General features: G+C 63.3%; 19 protein-coding genes. 10 read left to right on the top strand and 9 right to left on the bottom strand.

The window, feature by feature from the left end:
* Positions 1–5 precede the first annotated feature (5 nt).
* Entirely contained in the window at positions 6–437 is a 432-nt protein-coding gene (locus tag FRC96_RS02995; protein WP_146972574.1) for a hypothetical protein, read from the top strand.
* A gap of 459 nt (positions 438–896) precedes the next feature.
* On the opposite strand, the gene FRC96_RS02990 is transcribed toward FRC96_RS02995, so the two are convergent.
* Positions 897–4,781 (bottom strand): serine/threonine-protein kinase, encoded by a 3,885-nt coding sequence (locus FRC96_RS02990; protein ID WP_146972573.1) that lies wholly within the window; start codon positions 4,779–4,781, stop codon positions 897–899.
* A 227-nt stretch (positions 4,782–5,008) separates the two neighbouring features.
* On the opposite strand from FRC96_RS02990, the gene FRC96_RS02985 reads away from it, so the two are divergent.
* From FRC96_RS02985 to FRC96_RS21715, 9 genes are all read left to right on the top strand, one after another.
* Positions 5,009–7,024, top strand: a complete 2,016-nt coding sequence (locus FRC96_RS02985) for a TrkH family potassium uptake protein (RefSeq protein ID WP_230469811.1) — start codon at positions 5,009–5,011, stop codon at positions 7,022–7,024.
* An 81-nt stretch (positions 7,025–7,105) separates the two neighbouring features.
* Positions 7,106–7,756, top strand: a complete 651-nt coding sequence (locus FRC96_RS02980; RefSeq protein ID WP_115606132.1) for a potassium channel family protein — start codon at positions 7,106–7,108, stop codon at positions 7,754–7,756.
* 91 nt (positions 7,757–7,847) lie between these two features.
* Positions 7,848–8,981, top strand: coding sequence for a hypothetical protein (locus FRC96_RS02975; RefSeq protein WP_146972569.1), 1,134 nt, complete (start codon positions 7,848–7,850; stop codon positions 8,979–8,981).
* Between the two features lie 193 nt (positions 8,982–9,174).
* Positions 9,175–9,735, top strand: a complete 561-nt coding sequence (locus FRC96_RS02970; protein WP_146972567.1) for a hypothetical protein — start codon at positions 9,175–9,177, stop codon at positions 9,733–9,735.
* Positions 9,736–10,042: 307 nt separating this feature from the next.
* Positions 10,043–11,353 carry a hypothetical protein gene (locus tag FRC96_RS02960; protein WP_230469810.1) on the top strand — a complete coding sequence of 437 codons (1,311 nt, stop codon included), beginning with the start codon at positions 10,043–10,045 and terminating at the stop codon, positions 11,351–11,353.
* Positions 11,354–11,769: 416 nt separating this feature from the next.
* Entirely contained in the window at positions 11,770–12,330 is a 561-nt protein-coding gene (locus FRC96_RS02955; RefSeq protein ID WP_146972562.1) for a hypothetical protein, read from the top strand.
* Between the two features lie 347 nt (positions 12,331–12,677).
* Positions 12,678–13,049: a hypothetical protein gene (locus FRC96_RS02950; RefSeq protein WP_146972560.1), complete on the top strand. Its 372-nt coding sequence runs from the start codon at positions 12,678–12,680 to the stop codon at positions 13,047–13,049.
* Between the two features lie 250 nt (positions 13,050–13,299).
* Positions 13,300–15,480, top strand: coding sequence for a KAP family P-loop NTPase fold protein (locus tag FRC96_RS02945; RefSeq protein ID WP_146972559.1), 2,181 nt, complete (start codon positions 13,300–13,302; stop codon positions 15,478–15,480).
* 307 nt (positions 15,481–15,787) lie between these two features.
* Positions 15,788–16,588, top strand: a complete 801-nt coding sequence (locus tag FRC96_RS21715) for a hypothetical protein (protein WP_230469809.1) — start codon at positions 15,788–15,790, stop codon at positions 16,586–16,588.
* A gap of 505 nt (positions 16,589–17,093) precedes the next feature.
* Here the strand turns inward: FRC96_RS21715 and FRC96_RS02935 are convergent.
* The 8 genes from FRC96_RS02935 to FRC96_RS02900 all read right to left on the bottom strand — a co-directional run bounded on the left by FRC96_RS02935 (position 17,094) and on the right by FRC96_RS02900 (position 26,852).
* Positions 17,094–17,753 (bottom strand): DUF4276 family protein, encoded by a 660-nt coding sequence (locus FRC96_RS02935; RefSeq protein ID WP_230469808.1) that lies wholly within the window; start codon positions 17,751–17,753, stop codon positions 17,094–17,096.
* Between the two features lie 11 nt (positions 17,754–17,764).
* The gene (locus FRC96_RS02930; protein WP_146972556.1) at positions 17,765–18,895 is read right to left on the bottom strand and encodes an AAA family ATPase; all 1,131 of its coding nucleotides are present in this window, start codon (positions 18,893–18,895) and stop codon (positions 17,765–17,767) included.
* 261 nt (positions 18,896–19,156) lie between these two features.
* Positions 19,157–19,585, bottom strand: coding sequence for a hypothetical protein (locus tag FRC96_RS02925; RefSeq protein WP_146972554.1), 429 nt, complete (start codon positions 19,583–19,585; stop codon positions 19,157–19,159).
* A 114-nt stretch (positions 19,586–19,699) separates the two neighbouring features.
* Positions 19,700–19,963 carry a hypothetical protein gene (locus FRC96_RS02920; protein ID WP_146972552.1) on the bottom strand — a complete coding sequence of 88 codons (264 nt, stop codon included), beginning with the start codon at positions 19,961–19,963 and terminating at the stop codon, positions 19,700–19,702.
* Positions 19,964–20,246: 283 nt separating this feature from the next.
* The gene (locus FRC96_RS02915) at positions 20,247–20,510 is read right to left on the bottom strand and encodes a hypothetical protein (RefSeq protein WP_146972551.1); all 264 of its coding nucleotides are present in this window, start codon (positions 20,508–20,510) and stop codon (positions 20,247–20,249) included.
* 283 nt (positions 20,511–20,793) lie between these two features.
* Positions 20,794–25,263, bottom strand: coding sequence for a glutamate synthase large subunit (gltB, locus tag FRC96_RS02910; RefSeq protein ID WP_146972549.1), 4,470 nt, complete (start codon positions 25,261–25,263; stop codon positions 20,794–20,796).
* 8 nt (positions 25,264–25,271) lie between these two features.
* Complete coding sequence (locus FRC96_RS02905; protein ID WP_146972548.1) at positions 25,272–25,739, bottom strand: hypothetical protein; 468 nt, start codon at positions 25,737–25,739, stop codon at positions 25,272–25,274.
* A gap of 168 nt (positions 25,740–25,907) precedes the next feature.
* Positions 25,908–26,852, bottom strand: a complete 945-nt coding sequence (locus FRC96_RS02900) for a dimethylarginine dimethylaminohydrolase family protein (RefSeq protein ID WP_146972546.1) — start codon at positions 26,850–26,852, stop codon at positions 25,908–25,910.
* Positions 26,853–26,998 lie beyond the last annotated feature (146 nt).

Below are 26,998 nucleotides of genomic sequence, written 5' to 3'. Positions count from 1 at the left end.
CAATGATGAACCTCGAAGAACTCGATCGCCCCGACATCTCGACCGCCGAGCAGCCGGAGCGACGCCGGCGGCGCGCCGAGCGTCCGGAGCTGGCGCTGGGCTATCAGCTCGACCAGGTGGTGCGCGACTTCGCGCTTCGCTGCTGCGTGCTGGTTGATGAGCAGGGGATGATGGTGGCGGCCTCTCCTGATTGCCCCACGCCATTTATGCAGGCGTTGGCCGGGCTGGCGCCGACGATGGCGGTGGTGCCCGAGCATCGCCAGGCGCACCTGGAAACCCTGCGCCGCCAGAACCCGCTTCTGGAGAGCGAGGAGCTGGCGGTGTGCGCGTTTCGCGCCGGCGGTCGACGACTTTTTATCGCGGCGGTGGGGGAGGAGGCGGTGATGAATGAGGTGGCGATTTTTCGGGCGATCACCGGGGCGCGGCGGATCTTGTGAGGGGGGGCGCCGGGGGTTCGCGATGTTGGGAGTTGTTCCGGGCGTTGGGGGGTGTGCGGGTTGTGGTTAGGTGGTTGTGTGGTTGGGTGGTTGTGGGGCGCCGAAGTTCGCGATGAGGGTCGATTCGTGAGGGCGTTGGGGGGTGTGCGGGTTGTGGTTAGGTGGTTGTGTGGTTGGGTGGTTGTGGGGCGCCGAAGTTCGCGATGAGGGTCGATTCGTGAGGGCGTTGGGGGGTGTGCGTGTTGTGGTGGGGCGCCGGTGGTTCGCGATGTTGGGAGTTGGCGTGTGGGTTGGGGGGGGCGCGTGTTGTGGTCAGGTGGTTGTGTGGTTGGGTGGTTGTGGGGCACCGAGGTTCGCGATGTGGGTCGATTCGTGAGGGCGTTGGGGGGTGTGCGTGTTGTGGTGGGGCGCCGGTGGTTCGCGATGTTGGGAGTTGGCGTGTGGGTTGGGCGGAACGCCTCAGGTCTTGCTGGCGCCGATGCGGGTCGATGTGAAGCGGCGGCGGCCGACCTCGGGGGGTAAGATGGAGCCGATGGCGTAGCCCGTGCCGATGTGCGGGTTGGCCAGGCGGCCGCGGACCTGGCCGAGCTCGTGTTCGCGGCGGGCCAGGGCGATGAAGACGCCGTAGCTGCCGAGGCTGGCGGCGTTGAGGCGAGCGCGAGCCAGGAGGGTGGCGGCCTCGCTGAGCTCGTCGCGGGCCAGCGCGACGTCGGCGCGGAAGAGGTCGCAGAGCACGTTGGAGGCGCGCACCCGCTCCCCGGGCCCGGCGACCAGCAGCGAGGAGAAGAACTCGCCGCGCGCGTTAAAGCCGCTCGCCAGAAGTTGCAGGTAGATGATGTGGGCGCGGGCCACCGCGGTCTGCTCGGCGTCGACGACCTCGTCGGCGAAGGTGACCGCGTCGGAGAGGGCCTCGAAGGCCGCGGCGTCTTCGTCCTGATCGAAGCAGGCGTAGGCCTGACGCACGAGCGCGTTGAACGCGAGCTCGCGCTGGCCGGTCTCCTCGCCGACGTAGAAGACGTGCTCGTAGTGCTCGTGGGCGATCTGGGGGCGGCCCATCGCCAGGTAGAGATCGCCCAGGTGAAACTGCACCCGGGCGCGGCGCAGCGCGTCGTTGCGGGTGCCGTAGAAGCTCATCGCTTCGACCAGGTGAAGCTCGGCTTGCTGCAGGCTCTCAAGGGCCGCAAGGGCGCGCGCCAGGCCGACGTGCGGGGTGTGCTCGTCGTGCAAGTGATGCGTGGAGGTCAGGGCGAGCGCGCGCGTGAAGTTGTCGCGGGAGGCCTCGAAGAGGCCGGCGGCGAAGTGGGCGCGGCCGAGCTCCTGGAGGCAGGCGACGACGTCGCGGGGGTGATCGTCGTCGTCGAAGATCTCCATGGCGCGTTTGAGATGGTCGACGGCCTCTAAGAAACGCCCCTGGCGGGTGAGCACATCACCCATGTAGCGGTGCTGGCGGGCGCGCAGGGCGTCGTCCTGCAACGTCTCGGCCTTGTCGATGCTCTGCAGCAGGATGCCCTCGGCCTGGCGGGGGCGCCCGAGCAGCACGGCGCAGCGGCCGATCTCAGCAAGCGTCGCGACGTAGGGGCGGGCCAGCGCGGTCTTCTTAAAGAGGTCGCGGGCCGCCTCGTAGTGATGCAACGCGTCTTCATAGCGGGTCTGGCTCATGGCCAGGTCTGCCAGCAGTTTGTGGGCGTTGGCGCGCAGGGTGTGATCCTCATCGCGGGCCTCGCGGATCGCGCGCAGAAGCGCGTCTTCGGCTGCGCCGTGCTCGCCAAGCGCGCCCTGGACCTCGCCAAGGCGCAGCCACACGCCGGGGTGGGGCACGTAGGCCGCCGCCGGGGTGGGGGAGCGCATGGCCAGGTCGTCGAGCAGGGCTTTGAACTGCAAAAAGTGCTCGCGCGCCGAGTCCAGGTCGAGCTCCTCGTAGGCCGACTCGCCAGCTTCGACCAGAAGGCTGATGGCGCGCTCAAAGTCGTGGCCCTTGATGGCGTGGTGCACAATGCGGCGAAGATCGCGCGGGGTGGGCCGGGGCGCGAACTCGTGCAGGAGCTTTGCCAGGTTGAGATGGGCCTCGATGGCGTCTTCGCGCTCGGCGAAGAGCTGGCGCAGGTTGTGGGCGTACTCCTGGTCGCTGAACGCGATGGCGTCGTCGCTCAGCCGGATGATGCCAAAACGCTCGGCCTGCTCCAGGATCACGCCCATCACGCGGGTGGTCTCAAAGGGGAGCACCCGGTGGTAGATGAACTCCCAGAGGGGACGCTCGACAGCGCGCTCGTCGAGCTGCGCCAGGTAGCCGAGCACGCTGTCGAAGGCCTGGTGGATCTCGGCCGGGGCCTGGCTGGAGGGTGAGCCGGTGGCGGGGGCGTCGGGGGCGGTGAAGGGCGAGTCGGACTCGGTGCGGGGCGAGGCGTCGGAGGTTGGGTCGGTGGGCGCATCCGGCTCGGGGAGCAGGGGCTGGGCACCGTCGGCCATCGCTGCCCAGCGGGCGATCTCCTCATCGGTGGGATCGGCGGTGGGCACCGTCCCGCGCGCGGGCGCCTCGGTGGCCTCCCGGGCCTCGGAGGCTCGCAGGGGGCTCGGAGAGCTCCCCAGGTACGAGCCGTCGACGGTGGCGCCGGAGCTGATGTCGGCCAGCTCTTGCAAGACCTCGCTCGACTCGGCGTGACCTTCTTTGCGGGCACCGGGCTCCAGCAGGCGCAGCTGGCGCGCATAGGTCGCCGGGGCCTCCACGATGGCGTCGGTGTAGCGCATCATCCCCGGGCGGCGGCTCAACGCGTCGGGGTGCACGGTGACCACCACCAGGATGGGGGCCGGGTGCACCTGAAGTTCGCGTAGAAAGCGGTCGAGAAAGGCCAGCGTGAGGGTATCGAGGGTCTCTAAGTTCTCGATGCCCCAGATCAGCGAGCCGACGCGCGAGGCGCGCCGAAAGGGCTCGACCATGCGGCTTAAGAAGGCGTCGCGCAGTGAGGTGAGCTCGCTCAAGGGGTTGGAGTCGATGCGCACCGGCATCAGCTCGGTGAGGGTGGCGTCGTCCTGCTCCCCGTGAAGTTCGCGCAGCAGGCGGTTGACCTCTTTGATGCCCTCGCCGCGCAGGCGCAGCCCGGAGACCTGCGCCAGATCAGTCTCCAGCCCGGCGGTGGCGTGGGTGGCCGAGGGGTTGGACTCGCGGTGGATCAGGCGCACGCCGAGCTGGTTTTTTTGCTGGCGCAGAAAGGCCCGCAGCAGGTTGCTGCGCCCGGTGCCGGGGTTGCCGCGGATGACCGCCAGGCGGAGCTGAGCGCTCTCCTGGACCTCGCGCAACATCTCGGAGAGAACCGAGAGCTCCCAGCGGTAGACCTCTTCGGCCAGGCCCGGTTGCTCCAGCTCCTCGCCGGCCGCCGGAAGCGCGACCAGGGGGCGAGGCTGGCTGGACTGACGCAGCCCGGGCGGCACCTCCCGAAGATCCATGTAGGGTAGAAACGCCTCATCCATCAGCGCCGCTAAGAGCTCGCCGGCGTTGCGGATGCGTCGGTAGGGATCTTTGTGGGTGCAGCTCTTGATCAGCTCAAAGAAGGGCAGATCGGCAAAGGGGGCGGGGAGCGCCAGGGGGGGATCGTTGATCTGCTTGAGCATCACGTCCATCGGGCTCAATTGCCCGTCGTAGGCCGCGCGCCCGGTGATCATTTCAAAGGCGATGTGGCCCAGGGCGTAGACATCGACCGCCGGGCTGATGTCTTCGGCCATGGCCTGCTCGGGGGCCATGTAGAGGGGCGTGCCGAAGACCGTGCCCTCCTGGGTGAGGGGGGCCAGCGAGCTTGCGCGGGCGTCGCCAAAGTCGCTCAAGGCTTTGGAGACGCCAAAATCCAGGACCTTGACGTGGTCGTGGCCGTCGCGATCGACCAGGAAGATGTTTTCGGGTTTTAAGTCGCGGTGGATCAGCCCCATGCGGTGGGCTTCGGCCAGGCTGCGGCAGACCTGGGTGAGGATCGACCAGACCCGCTTGAGATCCATCGGGCGGCCGTGCTGGACCTCGTCGCTTAAGTCGCGCCCGCGCAGAAACTCCATGGCGATGTAGCACAAGCCCTCTTCGGTCTGGCCGTAGTCAAAGAGGGTGATGGTGTTGGCGTGGGTAAGCTGGCTTGCGAAGAGAGCCTCGCGGCGAAAGCGCTCCACGATCTTGGCGTCGGCTGAGGCCCGCGGCTTGAGCACCTTGAGCGCCACAAAGCGGTTCATGCCCTCCTGGTGGGCGCGGTAAACGACGGAGAAGCCCCCGGAGCCGATGATCTCGACGATGCGGAAGCGGCCGGCGACCAGATCGCCGGGTTTGAGCGCCGGGAGGTCGCCTTTTTGAGCGTTGGCGAGGGCCTGCATGCGGGGTCCCTGGTTGGAAGCGTTGCGTGGCGCGGGCAGCGACAAGCTTTACCAAGACTCATACCAACCGCGCGGCGTCGGGAAAAGTTGCATTTAGGTGGTGGGGGGATGACTATGCGGCCGGAGCCGGCCGGCTGAGGGCCGGGGATGATGTCTATTGCATGTGGTTTTGACGTATGGCGGATCTGGGTACGAGCGCTGAGCGGCGGTTGGCTGCGGCGAGGTTCATGGGGGCGAACATCTTCTCGGCCTTTGCGCAGCTGGCTGTGCATATGCCCAATGGCTACTTCGGCGGGGCCGATGAGGTCACCGAGTGGGGGCAGCTCTACGCGATGGTGCTCCTGGGCTCGACGCTGTTGGCGCTGTGGGGCTACGGGCGTAACCACCCGCGGGTGGTGTGGCTGGTGGGGCTGACCTGCTCGCTCTCCATCGGGGTGTTTATGGCGGCGCTGGCCGTCAGCCCGATCATCCCGGCCGGGGCGATGATCTGGAACCTGGTGGTGTTGGCCTGGACGCTCTTTCCGCTGCGGCTGAGCGGCCCGCGCTCGCGGGCGACGGTGGGGATGGAGCAGCGCGAGAGCCGGCTGGATCGCTGGAGTCGCAAAAACGGCGCCGGGGTGCGTCACCTGCTCTGGGTCTCGCTTATTCTCAACGTGGGGGTGGTGGGCTTTGAGCTCAGCGGGCAGGACTTTGTGGTGATCGCCACGATGGCTTTTGCGCTGGTGGTCAGCGCGCTGACCGCGCCGGCGGTGGGCACGATGGTGCGCGAGCGCCGGCTGTGGACACTGCTGATTCTCGTGCCCCTTTTCCTGATGGCGTTTTTCCTGGGAAGCCCCCAGGTGCTGCTGCTGTTGTTGGGTCTTTATCAGTTCGCGATGCTCTTTGTGCTCTCGGCGCGCGAGCCGATCTTCAACGACGTGCTCGACTACTTCTATGAGTATCCGGCGCTGCTGGTACTGACGACCTTCGCCACGCTTACCGCCATCGGGACGCTCTTGTTGAGCCTGCCGGCGGCCTCGGCCACCGGGGTGCCGGTGAGCCCGATCGATGCATTATTTACAGCGACGAGCGCCTCCTGCATCACCGGGCTGATCGTGCTGGATACGCCGGAGGCGTTCACCTTCTTCGGGCACGTGGTCATCCTGGTGCTCTTTCAGATGGGGGGCATCGGCATTCTTGTGCTCTCGACCTTCGCGACGCTTCTGCTGGGAAGTCGGCTGGGGATGCGCGCGGAGCGGGCGCTGGAAGAGGTGCTCGATCTGCCGGGCTCGCAGAGCGCGTACAGCCTGGCGAAGTTTATTGTGGGCTCGACCCTGGCCATTGAGGGGCTGGGCGCGGCGGGGCTCACCGTGGTGTATATGCGCCACGGCTACCTCTTTGATGAAGCGTTGTGGATGGGCGTCTTTCATGCGGTCTCGGCCTTCTGCCATGCGGGGTTTGCGCTGCAGTCGGACTCTTTGATGATGTTCCAGGACGACCCGCTGGCGCTGACGATCTTTTCGGTGCTGGTGACCCTGGGGAGCGTGGGCTTTCTGGTGCTGGCGGTGGCCTGGCAGTGGCTGCGCGGGGAGCGCCGCAAAGTCAATGTGCAGGCCCGGCTGATCGGCATCGGCACCGTGGCGCTGATCCTGGCCGGGATGGTGCTCTTCTTCGTCTGCGAGTGGAACGGGGTGCTGGCCGATATGAGCTGGCGCGAGCGTTTCTTCAACGCGCTGATGCAGAGCGTGACCCTGCGCTCCTCGGGCTTTAACTCGGTGGACACCACGATCCTGAGTCCGGCGACGCAGTGGTTTATGATCTTCTTTATGTTCATCGGCGGCGCGCCAGGCTCGACCGCCGGGGGCATCAAGCTCACCACCCTTGTGGTGCTGCTCTTTGCGGTGCGCGGCATCGCCAGCGGCACGCCGCGGGTGGTGCTCTTTCGGCGCGAGATCCCCCAGGAGATCGTCTACCGCTCGGCGGGCATCACCGTGATCAGCCTGGTGCTGGGCTTTACGCTGCTCTTTTTGCTCCTGTTGACCCAGTCGATCCCCTTCGACATGTTGGCCTTTGAGGCGGCCAGCGCGCTGGGGACGGTGGGGCTCTCGGTGGGAGCGACAAGCCAGCTCAACGACATCGGTAAGCTCTTGATCGTGCTGGTGATTTTCATCGGTCGCGTCGGTCCGCTGGCGCTGGCGCTGGTGCTGGGGCGCGGTCAGCCCAGCCGTCTCTCGTACCCGGAGGCCCGCATCATGGTGGGTTGATCGGGTGGATGCGCATGATGTGGCAGGGGTTCAACTTTTGAGAGGTCGCGCTCGATGGAGGGCGCGGAGACGTGAGCAGTTATGAGTCAGTTTGCGGTGATTGGTCTGGGGCAGTTTGGCATGAGCGTGGCGCGCAACCTGGCGCATCAGGGCGAGTCGGTGATGGCCATCGACCTGGACGCGGAGCTGGTGGAGAACGCCTCGCAGGATGCCGACGTGGCCATTCGCGCCGACGCCACCGATGAGCGCACCTTGCAAGAGCTGCAGCTTGAGACGATGAGCTGTGTGGTGGTCGCCATCGGCGCGCATTCGATCGAGGCGTCTGTGCTCACCACCGCGCTCCTCAAACAGGTCGGGGTGCCGCGCATTGTGGCGCGCGCCATGAGCGATCTGCACGCGCGGGTGTTGCGGGCCATCGGCGCCGATGAGGTCGTTAACCCCGAGGAAGAGATGGGTCGCCGGCTGGCCGCGCGCTTAAGCCAGCCCAGCATCCTGGAGCAGGTGGAGCTCGGCGACAGCAACCTGGCCGAGGTCGAGGCCCCCGAAGCCTTTGTGGGCAAGACGCTCGCTGATCTCGACATTCGCAACCGCTACGCCGTCTCGATCATGGCGATTCAGCGCGGCGATCAGGTGATTGCCAACCCCATGGGTGGCGAGTCGCTGCAGAGCGGCGATGTGCTGGTGGTGGTGGGCTCGGTGAACTCGATTCGCAACCTGGCGTCGCTGGCGTAAGCCCGTCTCCCAGGGGGCGCCGCGCCGGTGGAAACGCCGGCCTGCGCCACCTCCCCCCGAAGGTCCTTTTGAGCAGTGGGCTGATGCCATGATGAAACTTCGTACACGTTTGTTGCTGGGCTATGGCTACATGGCCGTGCTGGTGCTCTTGACCGCCGGGGGGGCGGCGTTTGGCTTCTTCAGCATCAGCGAGGCCATCGACCGCATCCTGAGCGAGAACTTCCGCAGCGTGACCGCCTCGGTCGAGATGATGGAGGCGCTGGAGCATCAGAACACGATGACGATGAGCGCGCTGCTGACCCGGGAGAACATCGAGGAGGGGCTGCTGCTCAGCGATCAGACCTTTTATGCGGCGCTGGGACGGGCGGAGGCCAACGCCACCATCGAGGGGGAGGCGGAGCTTCTGGAAGAGGTCCGCGCGAACTACGCCGGCTATGTCGAGGTGCGCAACGCCACGCTTTCGCAGCGCCACGCGCAGCCGCTGCGCGCGTTCAGCGAAGCGATCTTTCCCTCCTACATTCAAGCCCGTCAGCAGACCTTTGAGCTTCTGGATCGCAACCACCAGGCGATCATCGAGGCCGACCGCAACGCGCGCATGACCGCTCTGCAGACCGCCGGCTGGCTGGGCCTGCTGGTGACCGTCGCCCTGGTCTCGATGGTCTTTCTGGCGCGGGCGCTGCAGTCGAAAATCCTGCTTCGTCTGGAGGAGCTCAACGAGGTGGCCGAGGCGATCCTGGTCGGCGAGCACTGGAGGCGTTTTGATATGCGGGAGAACGATGAGCTGGGGGTGGTGTCGCGTCAGCTCAACGCCGCGCTCGATGCCCGCGATGAGCTGCAGGCGGAGATGCGCGGGCGCATCAACCAGCAAAAGCAGCTGGTGCTCGGGTTGATCTGGGGTCTGCCTGGCGAGCGCATGCTCGTGGGGCTGGACAGCCACCTGATCGCCTCGACCTGGACGGTCGAGCATCACGAGGTGGTCGAAGCGACCTTAAGCTGGGTGCGGGAGCGCCGCCGCGAGATTTTAGAGGATTTTCGCCAGACCCATGAGCCGGCGGTGATCGAGGCGCAGTTTGAGGGGGTGAATGTGGAGATTCGTCTGCTGGCCACCCAGGACGGACGGCCGGTGGGGTGGCTGGTGCAGAGGATGGATGTTGGCGACGACGCTTCAACGTCTGAGGAAGAGCCGGATGGTGGGGGGGCGGTGGGGAGGAGTTCGGTGGACTAGGAGGGGCGCGTTGTGGGGAGGTTTGTGCGGGCGTTGGGGGGGATGCGGGTTGTGGTTAGGTGGTTGGGTGGTTGTGTGGTTGTGGGGCGCTGGGGTTGATGGTGTGGGTCGATTTGTGAGGGCGTGGGGTGGTATGCGTCTGGGGATAGGGATTCGTGATGTGGTGGATGAACAGGATGTGCAGGAGGGAAGGATGAAGAGTCATTCGAAAGCAGCAGTGGCCCTGGTGGCGATGTGTGCGGTGATGGGGCTGGCGAGCCTGGCGAGTGCACAGGGGAGCGTGGTCAATAAGGAGGAGTTTGAGCTGACCAAGACCAGCCAGCGGGTGCATATGCCCGGGCTGCGTTTTGATTACGGCTTTTCGGAGGTGCTGGGGCTGGGTGTGGGCTATATGTACGCCTACGAGACGACCTTTGCGTTCGCCGGCGTGGAGACCCTCTTTCGGGCGGGCGGCGGGGCTGACTTAAGCTTTGTGGTGCCCTCGGACTGGGGGGGACTGGAGGCCATCACCCTCTACGGCCGCGGACGCGTGTCCGGCGTGGGGCCCTCCGGGGGCGTGACCCTGGAGCTGGGGCTGGGCGGGGGCATCGAGAGCCGGGGGGTGGTGCCGGGCGCGACCATCGGGGCGTATTACGCCGGGAAGCAGTTTGAGATCGGGTATTTTTATCAGGCGGTGCTGCAGAGTTATCGGCCGGGGTGGATGAGTACGCACAACGTTGGCTTGCGTTTGCATATCCCGCTGTTTCCGCATTGAGCCGGTGCCGACCGCCCCGGGACGACGCTGGCTGCGTCGCTGCGTCCTCGCAGTAGCGCTGCTACAGCTTCGTCCTGGCTCCTTGCCAGGCGCCGCCCTGGATGCGGTTGGGTTCGGGGGGGGCTGGTTCAAGATCAAACCCGGGGTCAGGCTTGTGCCTGAGTGTGAGTACGAGCCACCCATACAACCCCGAGCCCGCCCCATTTTGAATGTTGGTGGGGGAGCCTCCGTACAAGAGCCACCCAAATGCAATGCGTCGCCAACGACGCGTCACGACAATGTTGCACCTAATCCAAGAGAGCGTTTTATGAGCTGGAAGAAGACCCTGATCCTCGCTGCAATTTTTGGAGTGAGCGGCTGCACCCCCACCTATGTCTACGTCACCGAAGCGCCCCAGGAGCGCCCGGCGCAGGCCGAAGCGACTGGCGAGGCGCAGCAGGCCTCGACGGCCCCGGTGGAGGCCGAGGAGCAGCAGGTCGCGGCGGAGGTCGAGGTCGAAGAGGTTGACGTCGATGCTATGGAAGAGCGCTCGGAGCCCGCACCCGACCAGGCCCGCGGGCAGGCCGAGCGTTGGGAGTGGGAGCTTGAGGCCGGCGAGGAGCTGGAGCTTCAGTACAACGCCACGAGCGATATTGAGATGAAGGTGGGCGGCCAGATGGGCGCCATGATGGGCCAGATGATGGGCGGGGGCGACTCGTCGCTCTTCAAAGATCGCGTTGAGATGAGCACCACCATCCGCATGGAGGTGGTGGGCATGGCGCCGGATGGGCGCTACGAGCTGGCGTTTCATGTGGACGCGATGGAGATGCGCGGCCAGTGGGGCGGGGCGACGAGCCTCGACGACCTGCCCGCCGAGGTGCGCACCCTGCGGGCGTATATGGATCGCAGCGGTCGCCTGGAGTTCTTTGAGCGCGTGGTGGTCGAGATCACCGAAGAGGGCCCGACCGCGGTGCTGCGCTACGAGGTGGGCGAAAACGGCATCTCGATGAGTTCTTCGGCCAGCGCCGGCGGCGAGGAGGTGAGCGCGTCGGCCAGCATCGACCCCAGAACCGGCCGCGTGAGCCTGCAGGGGGGCACCCGCCAGGTCGCGCCCACCCGGCGCACCCGTACCGAGGAGCAGGAGCGCCCGGTGCAGCACCTCGACGTGCTGCCCGTTCAGGTGCTCAGCCTCCTGGAGCTTCCCCAGGGCGCCGTCGCCGCCGGCGATGTGTTTGAGACCGACTTCCCCGCCGGCACCGTCAAGACCACCGCCGGTCCCAAACAGCAGTGCGAGATGAGCTCGTGTGGCACCCTGCGCATCAAGCTCGCCGTCGACAGCCAGCAGATGATCGACGGCACCGTCGCCACCGGCCGGGCCCTCGACGAGAGCGACGATGGCTTTGGCGATGATTTCGGCGATGACTTCGGCGGCGACGACGACTTCTTCGACGACGAGTTTGACCAGGACATGGCCATGGTTGGCGCCGCCTCGCCGACGATGAAATCCGAGGTGGACGCGACGACGGTGTTCAACGTGGAGGAGGGCCGGATCTACATGGTCGAAGGCACCTTTGGGAACGTGGCGGGAAGTCAGGGGGTAGAGATTCGGGAGGTGACGGAGTTTACTCTGTTCTTCTGATGCCGAGCGCCCCAGGACGACGCTGGCTGTGTCGTCTGGGATTCGCGGTAGCGCTGCTACAGCTTCATCCCAGCCTCCTTGCCAATCGTCGCCCTGGATGCGCTCGGGGGTGCCGATCGCCCCAGGACGACGCTGGCTGTGTCGTCTGGGATTCGCGGTAGCGCTGCTACAGCTTCATCCCAGCCTCCTTGCCAGTCGCCGCCCTGGATGCGCTCGGGTTGGGGGGCGTGCGGTTCGTGAGGGCGTTTGGGGGTGTGCTTTGTGGTTATGTGGTTGTGTGGTCAGGTGGTTGTGGGACGCCGGGGTTTGCGGTGTGGGTCGATTCGTGAGCACGTTGGGGGGGCGCGGCTGCGTGTGCGCAATCGTAGGGGCACCCCTTGTGGGTGCCCGTGGTGTTTGTGATTGAGGAGTATGGCATGGCAAGCAGTTCGAACGTGGCGGTGGCGCTGGTGGTGATGGGGTCGGTGATGATGACGACGACCCTGGCGAGCGCCCAGGAGCAGTTTCTGGCGCCCTCGGCGTTGCGCGAGACCACGGTCAACACGCGGGTGCATGTCCCCGGCTTGCGCCTGGAGTACGGCCTCAATGACCGCATCGGGCTGGGCGCGGGGTATATGTATGCCCGTGAGTCGCGCTTTCCCTTCGCCCGCATGAACGCCATGGTTCGGGCTGGCGTCGGCGTCGATGTTACCCTCGTGGTGCCCTCAAACTGGGAGCGGATCGAGGGGGGCACGCTCTACGGACGCGGCCGCCTCTCGGGGATGGGCCCCTTCGGGGGGCTGACCCTGGAGCTGGGCCTGGGCGTCGGGGTGGAGCGCCGCGGGGTGGTGCCCGGCGCCACCCTCGGCGCGTACTATGCCGGCGAACACTTTGAGATCGGGTATTTCTACCAGGCCGTGCTGCAACACGACCGGCCGGCCTGGATGCCGGCGCATCATGTGGGCTTGAGGTTGCATTTGCCGGTTGAGGCGAAGTGAGAGCCGAGCGCCCCGGGACGACGCTGGCTGTGTCGTCTGGGATTCGCGGTAGCGCTGCTACAGCTTCATCCCAGCCTCCTTGCCAGTCGCCGCCCTGGATGCGCTCGGGTTTTTTAGTGTGCGGGGGGAGGCTGAGTCGTCGATTTACTCGCGTAAAACCGGGGATAAGTGGGCTGAGCCGTCGACTTACCTGAGTAAAAGCGTGAACGCGGCCTTCCGAGGGCTGCTCCGGGCAGGGTGGGATGAGGGCTTTTGATCGTGCTCCCGAACAAAAGCGAATCGAAAGGGCGGGGGTGCTATGGTAAACGTACGTAACTGTCACCCACGCGCCGTACCCGGGGAGCACCATGCCGTACAACCTTCAGCATCTCCCAGATCATAGCGAGGCACTCGACCGGGCCGTGGCCGACGCGTATGGCTGGCCGCACGATCTGGACGACGAAGAGATTTTGCAGCGCCTGGTCGATCTCAACCGTGAGCGGGCCGAAGAGGAGGCGCGCGGCCTGATCCGTTGGTTGCGTCCGGAGTATCAGAACCCGGAGGGCACGGGCTCCGCCATGCAGAATGCGATGGACACGAAGATCGACGACGACGCGGACGAGGCCGAGAGCGTGGTGGTGCTCCACGAGCGCACCTGGCCCAAAGCCGAGCTCGCCAGGCACGAGGTTATCAAATCGCTGGTCAAAGAGAAGCCGGGCCTGAGCACCGGGGCGTTTTAAGAGCACTTCACCAAAGGCGGCCATGTGAAGTCCCGGAACGCCTCGATCGAGGCGTCGTTGGAAGCGTTGGCGGCGGCCGGGGTGGTGGTGGATGGAGTGGATGAGGTAAATAGGAAGAGTTGGGTTGTATAAGACAATAAAGTGTAGTTTTGGTAAGGGGATTTTTTCGAAACAGCGGGCCAATGGTTGTGTGGTCATTTGTAAGTTTATGTTGCTAAGGTTTGGTTTTAGCCTGATTTAGGAGTGTAATGTGGAGACTCGCCAGTTAATGTTTGAAGAGGATGAGGTTGCGAACAAAGATTTATTAAATCGCCGTCCGCTTGCAAGAGAAATTGCGCGGCGATTATTAAATGTTCACGCGAAAAAATCTTTTGTAGTTGGTATTTATGGCGAATGGGGGGTTGGTAAGTCGACGCTGTTAAATTTTGTTCGCGATGACATAAATTTTTTTCTTAATGAAAACCGCAACAGGAAAATAGAAAACCCTTATCTTCCAGATTATTACAATGATCCAATTATATTTGAGTTTAAGCCATGGCTTTTTTCGGAACGGCAAGATTTGATCGTCGCATTTTTTGAAACATTGGCTTCCGAGATTCGTGCTGCTCACTCATGGAGTGTAAGTCGTACGTTTGCAAATCGCCTCGAGCAGTATGCCAAGCTGTTAAGTCCTGCTGATTCAATGTTCGGACTTGCGGGCTACCCGAAAATTGCAACAGGTTTGCTTAACTTGTTTGGAGGTATGTTAGGTCGTCATAGTAATGCTAGCTTGGTTGATGTAAAACATGAAATAAAAAATGAAATTATTTTTCGCCGCATGCGACTTATTATAATAATTGATGATCTGGATAGATTAATGCCAGGTGAGATTGTCGCCATCTTGCAAATGGTTAAGGCTGTTGCTGATTTTCCATACACTATATTTGTGTTGTCTTGTGATGAAAAGCAGGTTCAGCACGCTATTGCTAGCTTACATGGGGCAAAGGCGGAAAACTTTCTTGAAAAGATTGTTCAAGTTGCATTTAGAGTTCCCAAGCCGTTAGAAGATGGAAGAAAGCAATATATGAAACAACTTTTGTGGGGTTTAGACTTGTCACTAGTGTCGATTGGTTATTCGGAAGAAAGGTTCGAGGTGTTTTGGCAGGCAGGTATGTCTTCCCTTCTTCGCGATATTCGTACAATTAAAAGAGTATACAATTCATTGATATTTTCACTGGAAATTATGAAAGGAGAGGTAGATTGTATCGATTTGTGGGTAATTGAATCCCTACGGCTTCTAACCCCTGACTTTTATCAATATGTTTCAGGAATAGGCGAGTATATAAATTTTAATTGCGCTCAACATTCTGGAAAAGAAAGGAAGGATATAATGGACGTTTGGAAAAAAGAGTGTGAAGATGTTGATGAGAGGTTTTCTCCACGTGAAGGAAGGTTGTTGCGAACGCTATTTCCATGGCCAAGAATATCCGAAAACTTCGTAACCCTTAACGTTATTAAGCCATTTAACTCTGTGTCTGAACCTGCATACTTTGATCGCTATTTCTCTTTGAGTGTCCCGTTGAATATGGTTAAGGAAATTGAGTTTTTGAGTCTTATTGATGATATTAAGGCTAATCCAAAAGACGATTTAAAAGGCTCAAGGTTTGTTTTTGTGGATTTTGTGAAAGCTAGGGAAGGTGTGGCAAAAGATCTAAAACGGCGCCTTGGTATTTTCTTGGCGAAAGTTGATAGTGGTTTAGATAAAAGAGGGCTTCCGTTTTCTGTTGAAGTGTTTGCTTTTTGTGATTATTTAGACCGAGAGGTTGACTTGGGCTGGAATGGTGGGAGGGTGATGCCTTCATATGATTTAATGGGCGGTTGGATATGGAAGAAGGAGAAGTCTTTTGGTCAGAATGAAGGTGAAGCATGCTTGGATGTGTTGTTGACTGCTGAACTTCAGCGTCCTGAATGGTTTTTTACATGGGCGTCATCTTTAATAGCACTTATGAATAGTTACCATTTTATGGAGGAATTTGAGCGAATGTCTGAAGCAAAAGACTTGTTAGAAACTGAGTTGATGAAGGTTTTGGATAGTGAAGAGATGGAATTGCATAGACATCCTAATGCGGCGACTGGCTTTCCTATGGTGGCACGAGCTTTGTCTTCGACATGGGCGGCCGAAGTATTATCGTGGCCATCATCGGTCAGTTTGGTAGGGGCTCGCGTTGTTGTCGTAGACTTGGCAGATAATGGTTTTAGAATTGCTGTGGGACATGCGCAATGGAATGTATGTGTTTTGGAGGATTGGGAGAAGATGATGAGTGAATGTTTTCGTCGTTGGTTGTATGATTATGTTGTCGTTCCTCTGTGTGAAATTGAAGGTGTGTTGTCAAAGAAGGAGGTTTCTTCGTTGTATAAGTGTAAGTATGCGTTAGGTTTTGGTGGTGAATGATGGGTTTTGGAACGATTTTGTATATTAAAATTCTTTAATAAAGACCCGAGCACGGGTAAAGGCGCGATCGACATCCAGGTCACCCGCGTGATCCTGCCTCCCGAATAACCCTTACGCGCTCCCCACCCCTTGCCCACCCACTCCGATCGTGGCAAAACCAAGACATTCGTAAACACACCGTCTCCCCCGGGGGGAGACACCGCTGCTGGTAATCCGGCGCGCGACTGGCGGACGTCTGCAATGGTGCAGCGAGGCTTGCGTGGCGCGCTCGGGGGATGGGCGGAGCTTCTGAAGAAGGAGTTAAACGATGTCGGAGACCCATTTTGATGTGACGTTGAAGGCGTGGATGGAGCGGGCTGCGGACCAGATTCGGGCGATGGCGCCCAAGACCGCGCATGCGCGCGGGCAGCAGGCGCTGGTGCTGGCGGCGGATCTGCTCGACGAGGCGCTTTTGCCCTACAGCGCGGCGGTGGCTGAGGCGCTGGCGGAGGGCGAGGAGGCGGCGCGGGCGGCCGAGGCCGTGGCGGAGGCCGATGTAGCGATGGATGGGGCGTATGAGCGTCTCTACGCCACGGCGCAGTCGAACTACTACGGGGCGGTGGCCGACGTGTCGGTGAACGCCGCGCGCCTGAAGGATCGGCTGGATCGGGGGATGCCGCTTCCGCCCTCGGGCTTTCGGGCCCTGGGCCTGGACCGCTCGCGGGCGGTGATGGAGGGGGCGCTGACCTACGCCAACGACGCCCTGGGCGCGGACCACGCGGTGGTGGTCGATGCGCAGGCGGCCTATGACGGGTTCGTGCAGGCCCGCAAGGCCGCCAACGCCGAGAACTCCGACGCGGTGCTCGCCATGCAGAAGCTCTTCGCGGCCCGCGACGAGGCTCGCCGCGCCTATGTCGCCGCGCGCCAGTTTGTGGAGGGGGCGCTCTCGCTCAATGAGAATGAGAGCCTGCGGCAGCTGATGTTGCCGGTCACCGCGATTTACAAAGGTCCGGGGCGCCCGGGTGGCTCGGATAGCACGGATACCGAGGCGCCTGAGTCGGGCGACGTGATCTTGAACGATGCGCCGCCGGTGCAGCCGACGCCGGTGGTAGAGCCGGTTGGCGAGTAAGGTGTTGAAAAGCTGCGTGTAGATTGAAGCCCTTCGGTGAGTTCGGAGGGCTCTTTTTTTGAGCGCGTTGGGGGGTGTGCGGGTTGTGGTTAGGTGGTTGTGTGGTTGTGTGGTTGTGGGGCGTGGGAGGGACGCGGGGTGGGGCGATTCGTGAGTGCGTTGGGGGGCGTGCGGGGAGACATGTTGGCGATTTGTTCGGGTAAAACGAGAGGTAAGGGGTCTGAGTCGCCGATTTACCTGAGCAAATTGGGAGGTAAGGGGTCTGAGTCGCCGATTTACCTGAGTAAATCGGGAGGTAAGGGGTCTGAGTCGCCGATTTACCTGAGTAGAACGAGAGGTAAGGGGTCTGAGTCGCCGATTTACCTGAGTAGAACGAGAGGTAAGGGGTCTGAGTCGCCGATTTACCTGAGTAAATTGGGAGGTAAGGGGTCTGAGTCGCCGATTTACCTGGGTAAAACGAGAGGTAAGGGGTCTGAGTCGCCGATCTGTTGGCAATACTCGCCACTCACGCTTCGGAGGGGCCCAGTGCTTCGAGCGTGCTGAGCCAACCATCGAAGAGCGGGCACTCGGCGCGAATGGCGTGCAGACCAATTTCTAGCGCGGCAAGAGAGCCGAACAAGACTTTGTCGTAGGGGGGGTAGAGGTCGGCCAGACGTTTGGAGGGGGCAGTCTGTGGTGAGTCGTTGATGTCTTCGGGAGTGGCGAAGGCGTCTCGAATGCCGTGGAAGGCGTTGGCGAGTTGGGGCTGGTGGATTCCACGGGCAAGCGCGACGGGGTCGCTGAAGAGAAGCCCTTCAAACTCGTGCATTTGCACATAGGGGATGAAACGTCGTAGCGCCTGATCGCTAAACTGCGCGCGCAATGATTGTGTTAGCGCGTCGAGAAGGCGCGCCGAGCGGCCAGCTGGGGTAGGCAAGGTGCTTGCGTACTGTTTGCCAGGAAAGTCGGCGGTGAGACCGTAGAAGTCGAAGAGGGTTGTACAATAGATGGAGGGATCACCAAGGACGGCTCGAACATCGTTTATGAGGCGTTGGATACCGACGCGACCGCCTTTGTGACCGGGTTTCCCGATAATACGGGCGGACAGGTAGATTTCTCGAGGTGTAAAATGAGCGTCCAAGACTTCGTTGACGAAAGTCTCTTCGGTCGGCCCTTCACAGATCACACAGACTCGTATCATTGACCTGCCTTTTTATTAGGCCCCGGCCTACCCCCAAGCACATTCTTCTCCCACAACTCGCCGACCGTGTACTCCTCCAGCCAGAGTTCAAAGTCTTTTTCGTCGTGGCGGCGAAAGACCGATGCGCCATTCTCGCGCTCCACGATGATCAGGTCTTCGATGGAGAACTCGTTAACGAGCGGTACCGACTGCGTCGACACGATGAGCTGCATGCGCTTTGAGGCTGAGCGGATCAGCGAGCCCAGGAGGGTGATGGCGTAGGGATGAAGCCCCAACTCCGGTTCATCGATGATAATTGTCGAGGGCGGCTCGGGCTGCAGCAGCGCGGTGGCCAGGCAGATGAAACGAATGGAGCCATCCGAGAGCTGGCTGGGCCAGAAGGGGTAGTCGCTGTCTTTCTGGCGCCAGAGCAGCCGAATCTGCTCCTCCTCGGTGGGGAGGGCCTGGGGCTTGAGCACGAAATCGTCGAAGAAGGGGATCGCCAGGCTCACCGTCTTGCGGATCTGCTCGTAGGTCGCCTCATGTTCGTGTTTGAGCCGGTAGAGGAATGCCGCGAGGTTGGAGGCGTCCGGGCGCAGGTATTCGTTGTCGTGCAGCGAGCCCAGACGCTTGACGCCGGCGGTGTCGCTGGTGTCGTGGAAGTGGAAGATTTTCCAGTTGGAGATGGATTCGTAGCAGTGAGTTACAATGTTCTGCTGTTCGGAGAGTTTTTTATAGTGTTTTGGGAGCCACACTTCGTTGTGTCCTGAGCCAAGTGATTTTTTAATTGGGCCCAGATTACCATCGAAAAATGTCTTCTCTTCCTGAATGACAAACCCACCATCGACCGTCGGTGCCAGCGTGAAGTCATAGCCGTTTCTGTCGAACCTGACAGAGGCGAAAATGTGCGCCGTTTCTTTCACGCCGAAGGTAACAATGCGGTCCGCAGAGCCTTGCTTACGCGTCCAGGATTGAAGGCGCCCTTCCATCATTTCGGTAAGCATGTGAAAGAAGCTCACAAGATTGCTTTTTCCGGCGCCGTTCGCGCCGATGAGGATATTAATAGATCGGAGGTTCAAATCGTCCATGAGTTGGATGGACTTGAAACCCGCAATCCTGAGTTGTTTTATGGGGCTTGCGAAGCTCACGAGATCACCTGTTTAACGAGGGCGAGCGGTAGAGGGGGGAGGGTCGATGGTGGTGACGGCCTCGAAATGGATTCACTGGCAGCTTCCGTGAGCGCCCGGGCTTCGTCAATACCAGGCATCCTGGAGCTGCGCTGCCTTGTGCTACTCCAGCCGTCCACACGAATCGACCAACTTCGTGAACCCCGGCGCCCCACAACCACCTGACCCCACAACCACCTAACCACAAAACGCGCACCTCATATGGCCCGGCGATCGAAGCGATCATGCCGACTTCGAGCCTTTTCGGAGCGCCAACAGGGCCCGTGGCGTCACCTTATAAAACTCCCCAACCTTCTCCGGCCAATCGGCCAGGATCGCCTCGGCGATCGGGCTTTTTGTGAGCTCAAAGTGGCGCGTGATCAGGCGGTGCAGCTCGGTGGTGTCGTGGTCATCAACGCCGGGTCGAGTGAGCTCGACGTCGGAGGACTGCGTGCGGGTGGGTAGGCGGTCGTGGGGGTCGTAGACGAACGCTAAACCGCCGGTTATATCCGGCGGCGAAGTGGTGGCCTCCTCGCCAAGCGCCCCAGGACGACGCTGGCTGCGTCGCTGCGTCGTCGCGGTAGCGCTGCTACACGCTCCTCCTGGCTCCTTGCCAATCGCCGCCCTGGATGCGCTCGGGTTGGGTGGCTCGCGGGGGGCCGACCTGCGCAACTCCAGCCGCTCACACGAATTGAGAGACGTGGTGAACCACAGCGCCCCACAACCACCTAACCACCCAACCACCTAACCACAAAACGCGCGCCCCCCAACGCCCGCAAGCCCCTTTTACGCCACCCCCTCCGCCTTCTTGAGCGCCAACAGGGCCCGTGGTGTGACCTTATAAAACTCCCCAATCTTCTCGGGCCAATCGGCCAGGATCGCCTCGGCGATCGGGCTTTTTGTGAGCTCAAAGTGGCGCGTGATCAGGCGGTGCAGCTCGGAGGTGTCGTGATCTTCCACGGCGGCGCGGGACAGCTCCACGTCGGAGGCCTGGGTGCGGGTGGGGAGGCGGTCGTGGGGGTCGTGGACGAACGCTAAACCGCCGGTCATATCCGGCGGCGAAGTAGTGGCCTCCTCGCCGAGCGCCCCAGGACGACGCTAGCTGCGTCGTCAGGGATTCGCGGTAGCGCTGCTACAGCTTCATCCCAGCCTCCTTGCTATCCCCGCCCTGGATGCGCTCGGGTTTGGGGGCTCGCAAAAAAACAAACCTGCGCCACTCCAGCCGTCCACACGAATCGACCAACTTCGTGAACCCCGGCGCCCCACAACCACCTGACCCCACAACCACCTAACCACAAAACGCGCACCTCATATGGCCCGGCGATCGAAGCGATCATGCCGACTTCGAGCCTTTTCGGAGCGCCAACAGGGCCCGTGGCGTGACCTTATAAAACTCCCCAACCTTCTCGGGCCAATTGTCGAGGATCGCCTCGGCGATCGGGCTTTTTGTGAGCTCAAAGTGGCGCGCGATCAGGCGGTGCAGCTCGGTGGTGTCGTGATCTTCCACGGCGGGTCGCGAGAGCTCCACGTCGGAGGCCTGCGTGCGGGTGGGGAGGCGGTCGTGGGGGTCGTGGACGAACGCTAAACCGCCGGTCATATCCGGCGGCGAAGTAGTGGCCTCCTCGCCGAGCGCCCCAGGACGACGCTGGCTGCGTCGTCAGGGATTCGCGGTAGCGCTGCTACAGCTTCATCCCAGCCTCCTTGCTATCCCCGCCCTGGATGCGCTCGGGTTTGGGGGCTCGCAAAAAAACAAACCTGCGCCACTCCAGCCGTCCACACGAATCGACCAACTTCGTGAACCCCGGCGCCCCACAACCACCTGACCCCACAACCACCTAACCACAAAACGCGCACCTCATATGGCCCGGCGATCGAAGCGATCATGCCGACTTCGAGCCTTTTCGGAGCGCCAACAGGGCCCGTGGTGTGACCTTATAAAACTCCCCAACCTTCTCCGGCCAATTGTCGAGGATCGCCTCGGCGATCGGGCTTTTTGTGAGCTCAAAGTGGCGCGTGATCAGGCGGTGCAGCTCGGTGGTGTCGTGATCTTCCACGGCGGGTCGCGACAACTCCACGTCGGAGGCCTGGGTGCGGGTGGGGAGGCGGTCGTGGGGGTCGTGGACGAACGCTAAACCGCCGGTCATGCCGGCGGCGAAGTGGTGGCCGACGGGGCCGAGGAAGACGCAGATGCCGCCGGTCATGTATTCGCAGGCGTAGTCGCCGGCGCCGTGGGTGACGCTTAAGGCGCCGCTGTTGCGGACGGCGAAGCGTTCGCCGGTGACGCCGGCGATGAAGAGTTCTCCGGCGGTGGCGCCGTAGAGCAGGGTGTTGCCGGCCAGGGTGTGGTGGCATGTCTCGGGGGTGAGGTCGGCGTCGGGGGTGATGACGATGCGGCCGCCGCCCATGCCTTTGGCCACATAGTCGTTGGCGGCGCCGCGCAGGGTCAGCGCGACGCCGTGGTTGAGGAAGGCGCCAAAAGACTGGCCGGCGGTGCCTTTGAAATGAAGATCGAAGGTGGCTTCGGGGAGTGGCGCGTCGCGCTCCTGCAGGGCGATGAGTCCGCTTATTCGGGCGCCGGTGGTGCGGTCGGTGTTGGCGATGGGGTAGTCGAGGCGCAGGGATTGGCCGGTGGAGAGCGCTTCGGCGCAGTCGCGGGCGATGCGCTCGTTGAGCGGCGAGGGGAGCCGGGTGGGGCCGGGCCAGGTGTGGAAGGTGGCGCCGTGGCGGGGGGCGGGGGCGACCATCAGCGGCGAGAGATCGAGGCGGTGGGCGCGGGGGTGCTCGGGGTGGGGGAGGTGTTTGAGGAGGTCGCTGCGGCCGATGATGGCGTCGAGGCTCGGGGCGCCGAGCTGGCTTAAGAGCTCGCGGACTTCCCGGGCCACGCTCTGGAAGTAGGTGACGATCATGTCGGGGTCGCCCTCGAATTTTTCGCGCAGGTCTTCGCGCTGGGTGGCGATGCCGACCGGGCAGGTGTCGAGGTGGCATTGGCGGACGTAGCGGCAGCCCAGCGCGACGAGCGCGGCGGTGCCGAAGTTGAACTCCTCGGCGCCGAGCATGGCGGCGATAATGATGTCGCGGCCGGTTTTGAGGCCGCCGTCGACGCGGAGTTTGACGCGCTCGCGCAGGCCGTTCAGGCGCAGGGTCTGCTGGGTTTCGGCCAGGCCAATCTCCCAGGGGATGCCGGCGTTTTTCACAGACGTGATGGGGGAGGCGCCGGTGCCGCCGTCGTGGCCGCTGATGAGGATGGTGTCGGCCCGGGCCTTGGCGACGCCGGCGGCGATGGTGCCCACGCCGGAGGTGGCGACGAGTTTGACGCAGACCTCGGCCTCGGGGTTGATGGCTTTGAGGTCGTAGATGAGCTGCGCCAGGTCTTCGATGGAGTAGATATCGTGGTGGGGCGGCGGAGAGATCAGCGTGACGCCGGGGGTGGCGTGGCGCAAAAACGCGATGTAGTCGGTGACCTTGTGGCCGGGGAGCTGGCCGCCCTCGCCGGGTTTGGCGCCCTGGGCCATCTTGATCTCGAGCTCACGGGCTTTGACCAGATAAAGGGGGGTGACGCCGAAGCGGCCCGAGGCGATCTGCTTGATGCGGGCGTTGGCGTCGTCGCCCCGCGCATCCAGGGTGTAGCGCTCGGGGTCTTCGCCGCCTTCGCCGGTGTTGCTGCGGGCGCCGAGGCGGTTCATGGCGATGGCCAGGGCGCGGTGGGCCTCTGGCGAGAGGGAGCCGAGCGACATGGCCGCGGTGGTAAAGCGGCGGCAGATGGCGTCGGTGGGTTCGACCTCATCAAGGGGGACGGCCGGGCGCAGGGCGGAGGGTTGCAGCAGGTCGCGAAGCTGCAGAGGGGCGAGGTCGGCGGAGGCGGCTGAGAATTTCGGGTAGGCGCCGGGTTTGTGTTTGCGCAGGCGGTTCATCGCGCCCAGATGCTGCGGGCTCCAGGCGTGGGTTTCGCCGCTGCGGCGAAAGCGCAGAAGGCCCAGGTCGACCAGGGTGTCGGGCTCATCGGGCTCAAATGCGCGGGCGTGGCGGATGAGCGCGTCTTCGGCCAGATCCTCGAGGGTGAGGCCGCCGACGGGGGAGGGGGTGTTGGGGAAGGCGCGCTCGATGACGTCGGGGCCAAGGCCGATGGCCTCAAAGATCTGGGCGCCGCGGTAGCTTCCGAGCACGCTGATGCCCATCTTGCTCATGATCTTCAAAAGGCCCTTATGCTGAGACTTTAGAAAGTTCTCGATGCGCTCGGCCGGGGAGGTTTCGAGCTCCAGGTCGGCCAGCAGGGTGTCGAGGGCCAGGTAGGGAAAGACGGCGCTGGCGCCAAAGCCGAGCAGGGTGGCGATGAAGTGGGAGTCGCGGGGCTCGGCGCTCTCGACGATGAGCGAGGCGCGCAGGCGAAGGTGCGTTTTGAGCAGATCGGTGCCCAGCGCGCCGACGGCCAGCAGCATGGGAATGGGGGCGCGCTCGGGGGAGACCTGGCGGTCGGAGACGATGAGGATCTCGGCGCCGGCCTCGATGGCTTTGAGGGCCTCCTCGGAGAGGCGGTCCAGCGCGCTTTTGAGGCCCGCGGGGCCTTGCGTGACCGGGAAGGTGGCGTCGAGGGTGGCGATGCGCTCAGGCGGCAGCGCGTCGTGGAGCGCCCGCATCTCGGCGGCGGTCAGCACCGGGGCGTCGAGGGCGACCTGGCGCGCGTGCTCGGGGGTCTCGGTGAGCCAGTTTCGGCGGCGGCCCAGGTGCACGCTCAGCGACATGTTGTGGCGCTCGCGGATGGGGTCAATCGGCGGGTTGGTGACCTGGGCAAAGCGCTGTTTGAAGAAATGCGCCAGCGGGCGTTGCTGCAGCGAGAGCGCGGCGATGGGGGTGTCGTCGCCCATCGAGGTGATGGCCTCTTTGCCCTCGGTGGCCATGGGCTCCAGCGTAAATTTCAACTCTTCGCGGCTGTAGGCGAAGCAGGTCTGCAGGCGCAGGCGTCGCTCGTCGTCGAGCTCCGGGGCGATGTCGCTGGCCACGGGCCGGTGGGGGATGCGCACGAGGTTTTCGTCGAGCCACCGCTGGTAGGGCCGTTGGCTGGCGAGTGCGGGTTTGATGGTGTCGCCGGTGAGCACGCGGCCCTCCTGGAGGTCGACGGCGATCATATGGCCGGGGCCCAGGCGCGATCGCCGGGCGATGCGCTCTTCGGGGAGGTTGAGCACGCCGACCTCGCTGCAGGCGTAGAGGAGCTCGTCGTGGGTGCGCAAAACGCGCAGCGGGCGCAGGCCGTTGCGGTCGAGGTGCGCGCCCACAAAGCGGCCGTCGGCGTAGGCGATGGCCGCCGGGCCGTCCCAGGGTTCGTTGAGGCTTGCGTGGTAGTCGAAAAAGGCGCGCACCTCGGGGCTGAGGTTTGCATCGTGCTCCCAGGCCTGGGGCACGAGCATGGTGAGCGTGTGCAATGGCGAGCGGCCCGAGAGGGTCAAGAGCTCGGCGACGTTGTCGAGGTGCGCCGAGTCGCTAAAACCGGGCTGCAACACCGGTTTGAGATCGTCGATGACCTCGTCCCAGAGCTCGGCTTGCAGGTCGGCCTGGCGCAGTCGCGTGCCGTTGGCGTTGCCCAGAATCGTGTTGATCTCGCCATTATGCGCGAGCATCCGAAAGGGCTGCGCCAGCGACCAGGAGGGAAAGGTGTTGGTCGAAAAACGCTGGTGAAAAAGCGCAAAATTGGTGGGCAGATCGCGCTGAAGATCGGGGTAAAAGTCGGCCAGGGCGTCGCCCATCATCAGGCCTTTGTAGACAATGGTACTCGCCGACATCGACGCGATGTAAGCGGTGAGGCGCGCGCGGTGCAGACGCGACTCGATGGTGCGGCGCAGGGCGTAGAGCCTCTGATCAGCGACCCGCGGTGCGATGTCGGCGTCGAAGGGCACGATCAGCTGCTCGATGCGGGGCATGGTCGCCGCAGCTTTCAGGCCGAGTACGGCGGGGCGCGTGGGGAGGGGGCGCCAGGCGTGGTCTGAAAAACCGCGCTCGTGGAGGATGCCGGCGATAAGCCTGCGGATCTGGTGCTGCTCATCCGGAGCGTGGCGAGGCAGAAAAAACACACCCACGCCGATGGGGCCACCCTTGCGGGGCAGCCGGAGCTCGTCGCTCAGGTTGGCGAAGAAGGTGGTGGGCAGCGCAAAGAGCACGCCGGCGCCGTCGCCGGTGCGCGTGTCGGCATCCACCGCCCCGCGGTGGGTGAGGTTGGCCAGGGCGTCGGTGGCCATGCGCAGCAGATCGTGGCGGGGGGCGCCGCGGGTGTCGGCGATAAAACCCACGCCGCAGCCGTCGCGCTCGTTGCCCGGATGGTAGAGAGGAAAGCGGGGATCGGGGGCGGTGTGTGGGGTCACGGGACTTCCTACGACGACGAGACGACCTGGGCGGAGCGGCGCGGGCACAACTCGGGCTTTGACGCCTTGTGTGCGGGCCAGATGCCAAATTGTTGGCGCGGAGAGGAGGGCTTCAAGCGGGAGGTGCGGAGCGTGCCGGGGCGACTCGGGTTGGGGGGCGTGCGGTTTGTGGTTAGGTGGTTGTGTGGTTGTGTGGTTGTGGGGCGTTGGGGTTTGCGGAGTGGGGAGGTTCGTGTGGGCGTTGGGAGGGGCGCGGGTTGAGGGGGGGGATGATGGCGTGGCGGGGGCTGGTGGTTGTGCTCGGGCTCGATCTCGATCTCGGGCTCGATCTCGATCTCGGGCTCGATCTCGATCTCGGGCTCGATCTCGATCTCGGGCTCGATCTCGATCTCGGGCTCGATCTCGATCTCGGGCTCGATCTCGTGCCCCCCAACGCCCTCACGAATCGACCATCGTCGCGAAGCGAAGCGCCCCATAACCACCCAACCACCCAACCACCCAACCACAGAAGCGTGCCCCCCAACGCCCTCACGAATCGACCATCGCCGCGAAGCGAAGCGCCCCACAACCACCCAACCCCTTAACCACCTAACCACAGAGCGCGAACCCCCACGCTCCGCACAACGCACCTCACATCGCGAAGCTCAGAGCTCGGTATGCGCCTCAATCGAGGGGTGAAGCGACCAGCGCACCTCGTGGGGGACCTCGGCGATGTCCAGGCCCCAGAGGCGGTTGGTGAGGCAGACTGGGGCGCCGCCGCCCTTGGCAAAGAGCTCGTCGAGGGGAAGCGTCTTGACCTGCAGGTCGAGGGCGTCAGTGGCCCGGCGAGCGGTTGGGGAGAAGGAGGTGGGGGCGATGACGGTGTCGCAGACCTGGAGGGCGTTGGTGTCGTAGCCGCGGCTCTCCTCGGGGCTGATGAAGACAAGCTCGATGTCGGGGCCGAGGAAGGCTTCAAGACGCTCCAGCTCGCCATCGAGCAGGGCGTCGGGGCAGACAAGCCCGATGGTGTCGGTGCGGCGGCGGAAGAACTGCAGAAAGGTGTTGCCGTGGAACCAGGGGTCGGCCTTAAAGCCCACCTGGATGTGCTGGGGGCTAAGCCGGGGGGCGACCTCGGCGTAGGCCGCCTGGGTGGTGCGCTGGTAGGGGCCCTCGCCATAGGTGTGCACGATCTGGTCGCCGTGGGCGGCGCGGATGGCGTCGCCCTGGGCCTCCCAGGTGTGCTGGACGCGGTGGGTCTGAAGATCAAAGGTATCGTGGATAAAACGCTCAATGAGATCCGCCTCGGGCCGGCGGTGCGGCGAGGCCATCGTCGGCAACAAAAAGCGCAGGTCGCCCTGCTCATCGCGAAAGAGCTCGCCGCTCTCGGCGGTGTAAATCAGCCCGGTGAGTGCGTCGTCTTGTGGCGGCATCACCACGACCTCGCCACCGGCCTCGACGATGGCGTCGGCCAGGGCGCTCCATTCGGCGCGGGCCTGTGAGGCGTCGACCTCGGTGGCGGAGGCGGAGCGGAAGTTGGCGCGACCTTTAAGATGCCAGGCGCGGGTGGGGGGGCTCATCAGGAAGATGGGGCGGCAGGTGGGGTGGGGCATGGTTTTTTGGGGGCGCGCGGTGTTGGGTGGGGGCTTTGGAGCGATTCGGGTGTGCGGGTTGTGGTTGTGTGGTTGTGGGGTTGTGTGGTTGTGGGGCGTTGGGGTTTGCGGGGGTGGGGAGGTTCGTGAGGGCGCTGGGGGGCGTG

Origin of the sequence: Lujinxingia vulgaris (genome assembly GCF_007997005.1) — a bacterium.
Lineage (GTDB): Bacteria > Myxococcota_A > Bradymonadia > Bradymonadales > Bradymonadaceae > Lujinxingia.
Note: the sequence above shows the minus strand (reverse complement) of the source record. Positions and strands in the feature narration are given on the sequence as shown.

Bases quoted from the DNA above. Each gene is read 5' to 3' on its own strand.
- FRC96_RS02995 (WP_146972574.1), top strand. From the start codon at position 6: ATGAACCTCGAAGAACTCGATCGCCCCGACATCTCGACCGCCGAGCAG.
- FRC96_RS02990 (WP_146972573.1), bottom strand. From the start codon at position 4,781: ATGCAGGCCCTCGCCAACGCTCAAAAAGGCGACCTCCCGGCGCTCAAA.
- FRC96_RS02985 (WP_230469811.1), top strand. From the start codon at position 5,009: ATGGGGGCGAACATCTTCTCGGCCTTTGCGCAGCTGGCTGTGCATATG.
- FRC96_RS02980 (WP_115606132.1), top strand. From the start codon at position 7,106: ATGAGTCAGTTTGCGGTGATTGGTCTGGGGCAGTTTGGCATGAGCGTG.
- FRC96_RS02975 (WP_146972569.1), top strand. From the start codon at position 7,848: ATGAAACTTCGTACACGTTTGTTGCTGGGCTATGGCTACATGGCCGTG.
- FRC96_RS02970 (WP_146972567.1), top strand. From the start codon at position 9,175: ATGAAGAGTCATTCGAAAGCAGCAGTGGCCCTGGTGGCGATGTGTGCG.
- FRC96_RS02960 (WP_230469810.1), top strand. From the start codon at position 10,043: ATGAGCTGGAAGAAGACCCTGATCCTCGCTGCAATTTTTGGAGTGAGC.
- FRC96_RS02955 (WP_146972562.1), top strand. From the start codon at position 11,770: ATGGCAAGCAGTTCGAACGTGGCGGTGGCGCTGGTGGTGATGGGGTCG.
- FRC96_RS02950 (WP_146972560.1), top strand. From the start codon at position 12,678: ATGCCGTACAACCTTCAGCATCTCCCAGATCATAGCGAGGCACTCGAC.
- FRC96_RS21715 (WP_230469809.1), top strand. From the start codon at position 15,788: ATGTCGGAGACCCATTTTGATGTGACGTTGAAGGCGTGGATGGAGCGG.
- FRC96_RS02920 (WP_146972552.1), bottom strand. From the start codon at position 19,963: ATGACCGGCGGTTTAGCGTTCGTCCACGACCCCCACGACCGCCTCCCC.
- FRC96_RS02915 (WP_146972551.1), bottom strand. From the start codon at position 20,510: ATGACCGGCGGTTTAGCGTTCGTCCACGACCCCCACGACCGCCTCCCC.
- FRC96_RS02905 (WP_146972548.1), bottom strand. From the start codon at position 25,739: ATGGGGCGCTTCGCTTCGCGACGATGGTCGATTCGTGAGGGCGTTGGG.
- FRC96_RS02900 (WP_146972546.1), bottom strand. From the start codon at position 26,852: ATGCCCCACCCCACCTGCCGCCCCATCTTCCTGATGAGCCCCCCCACC.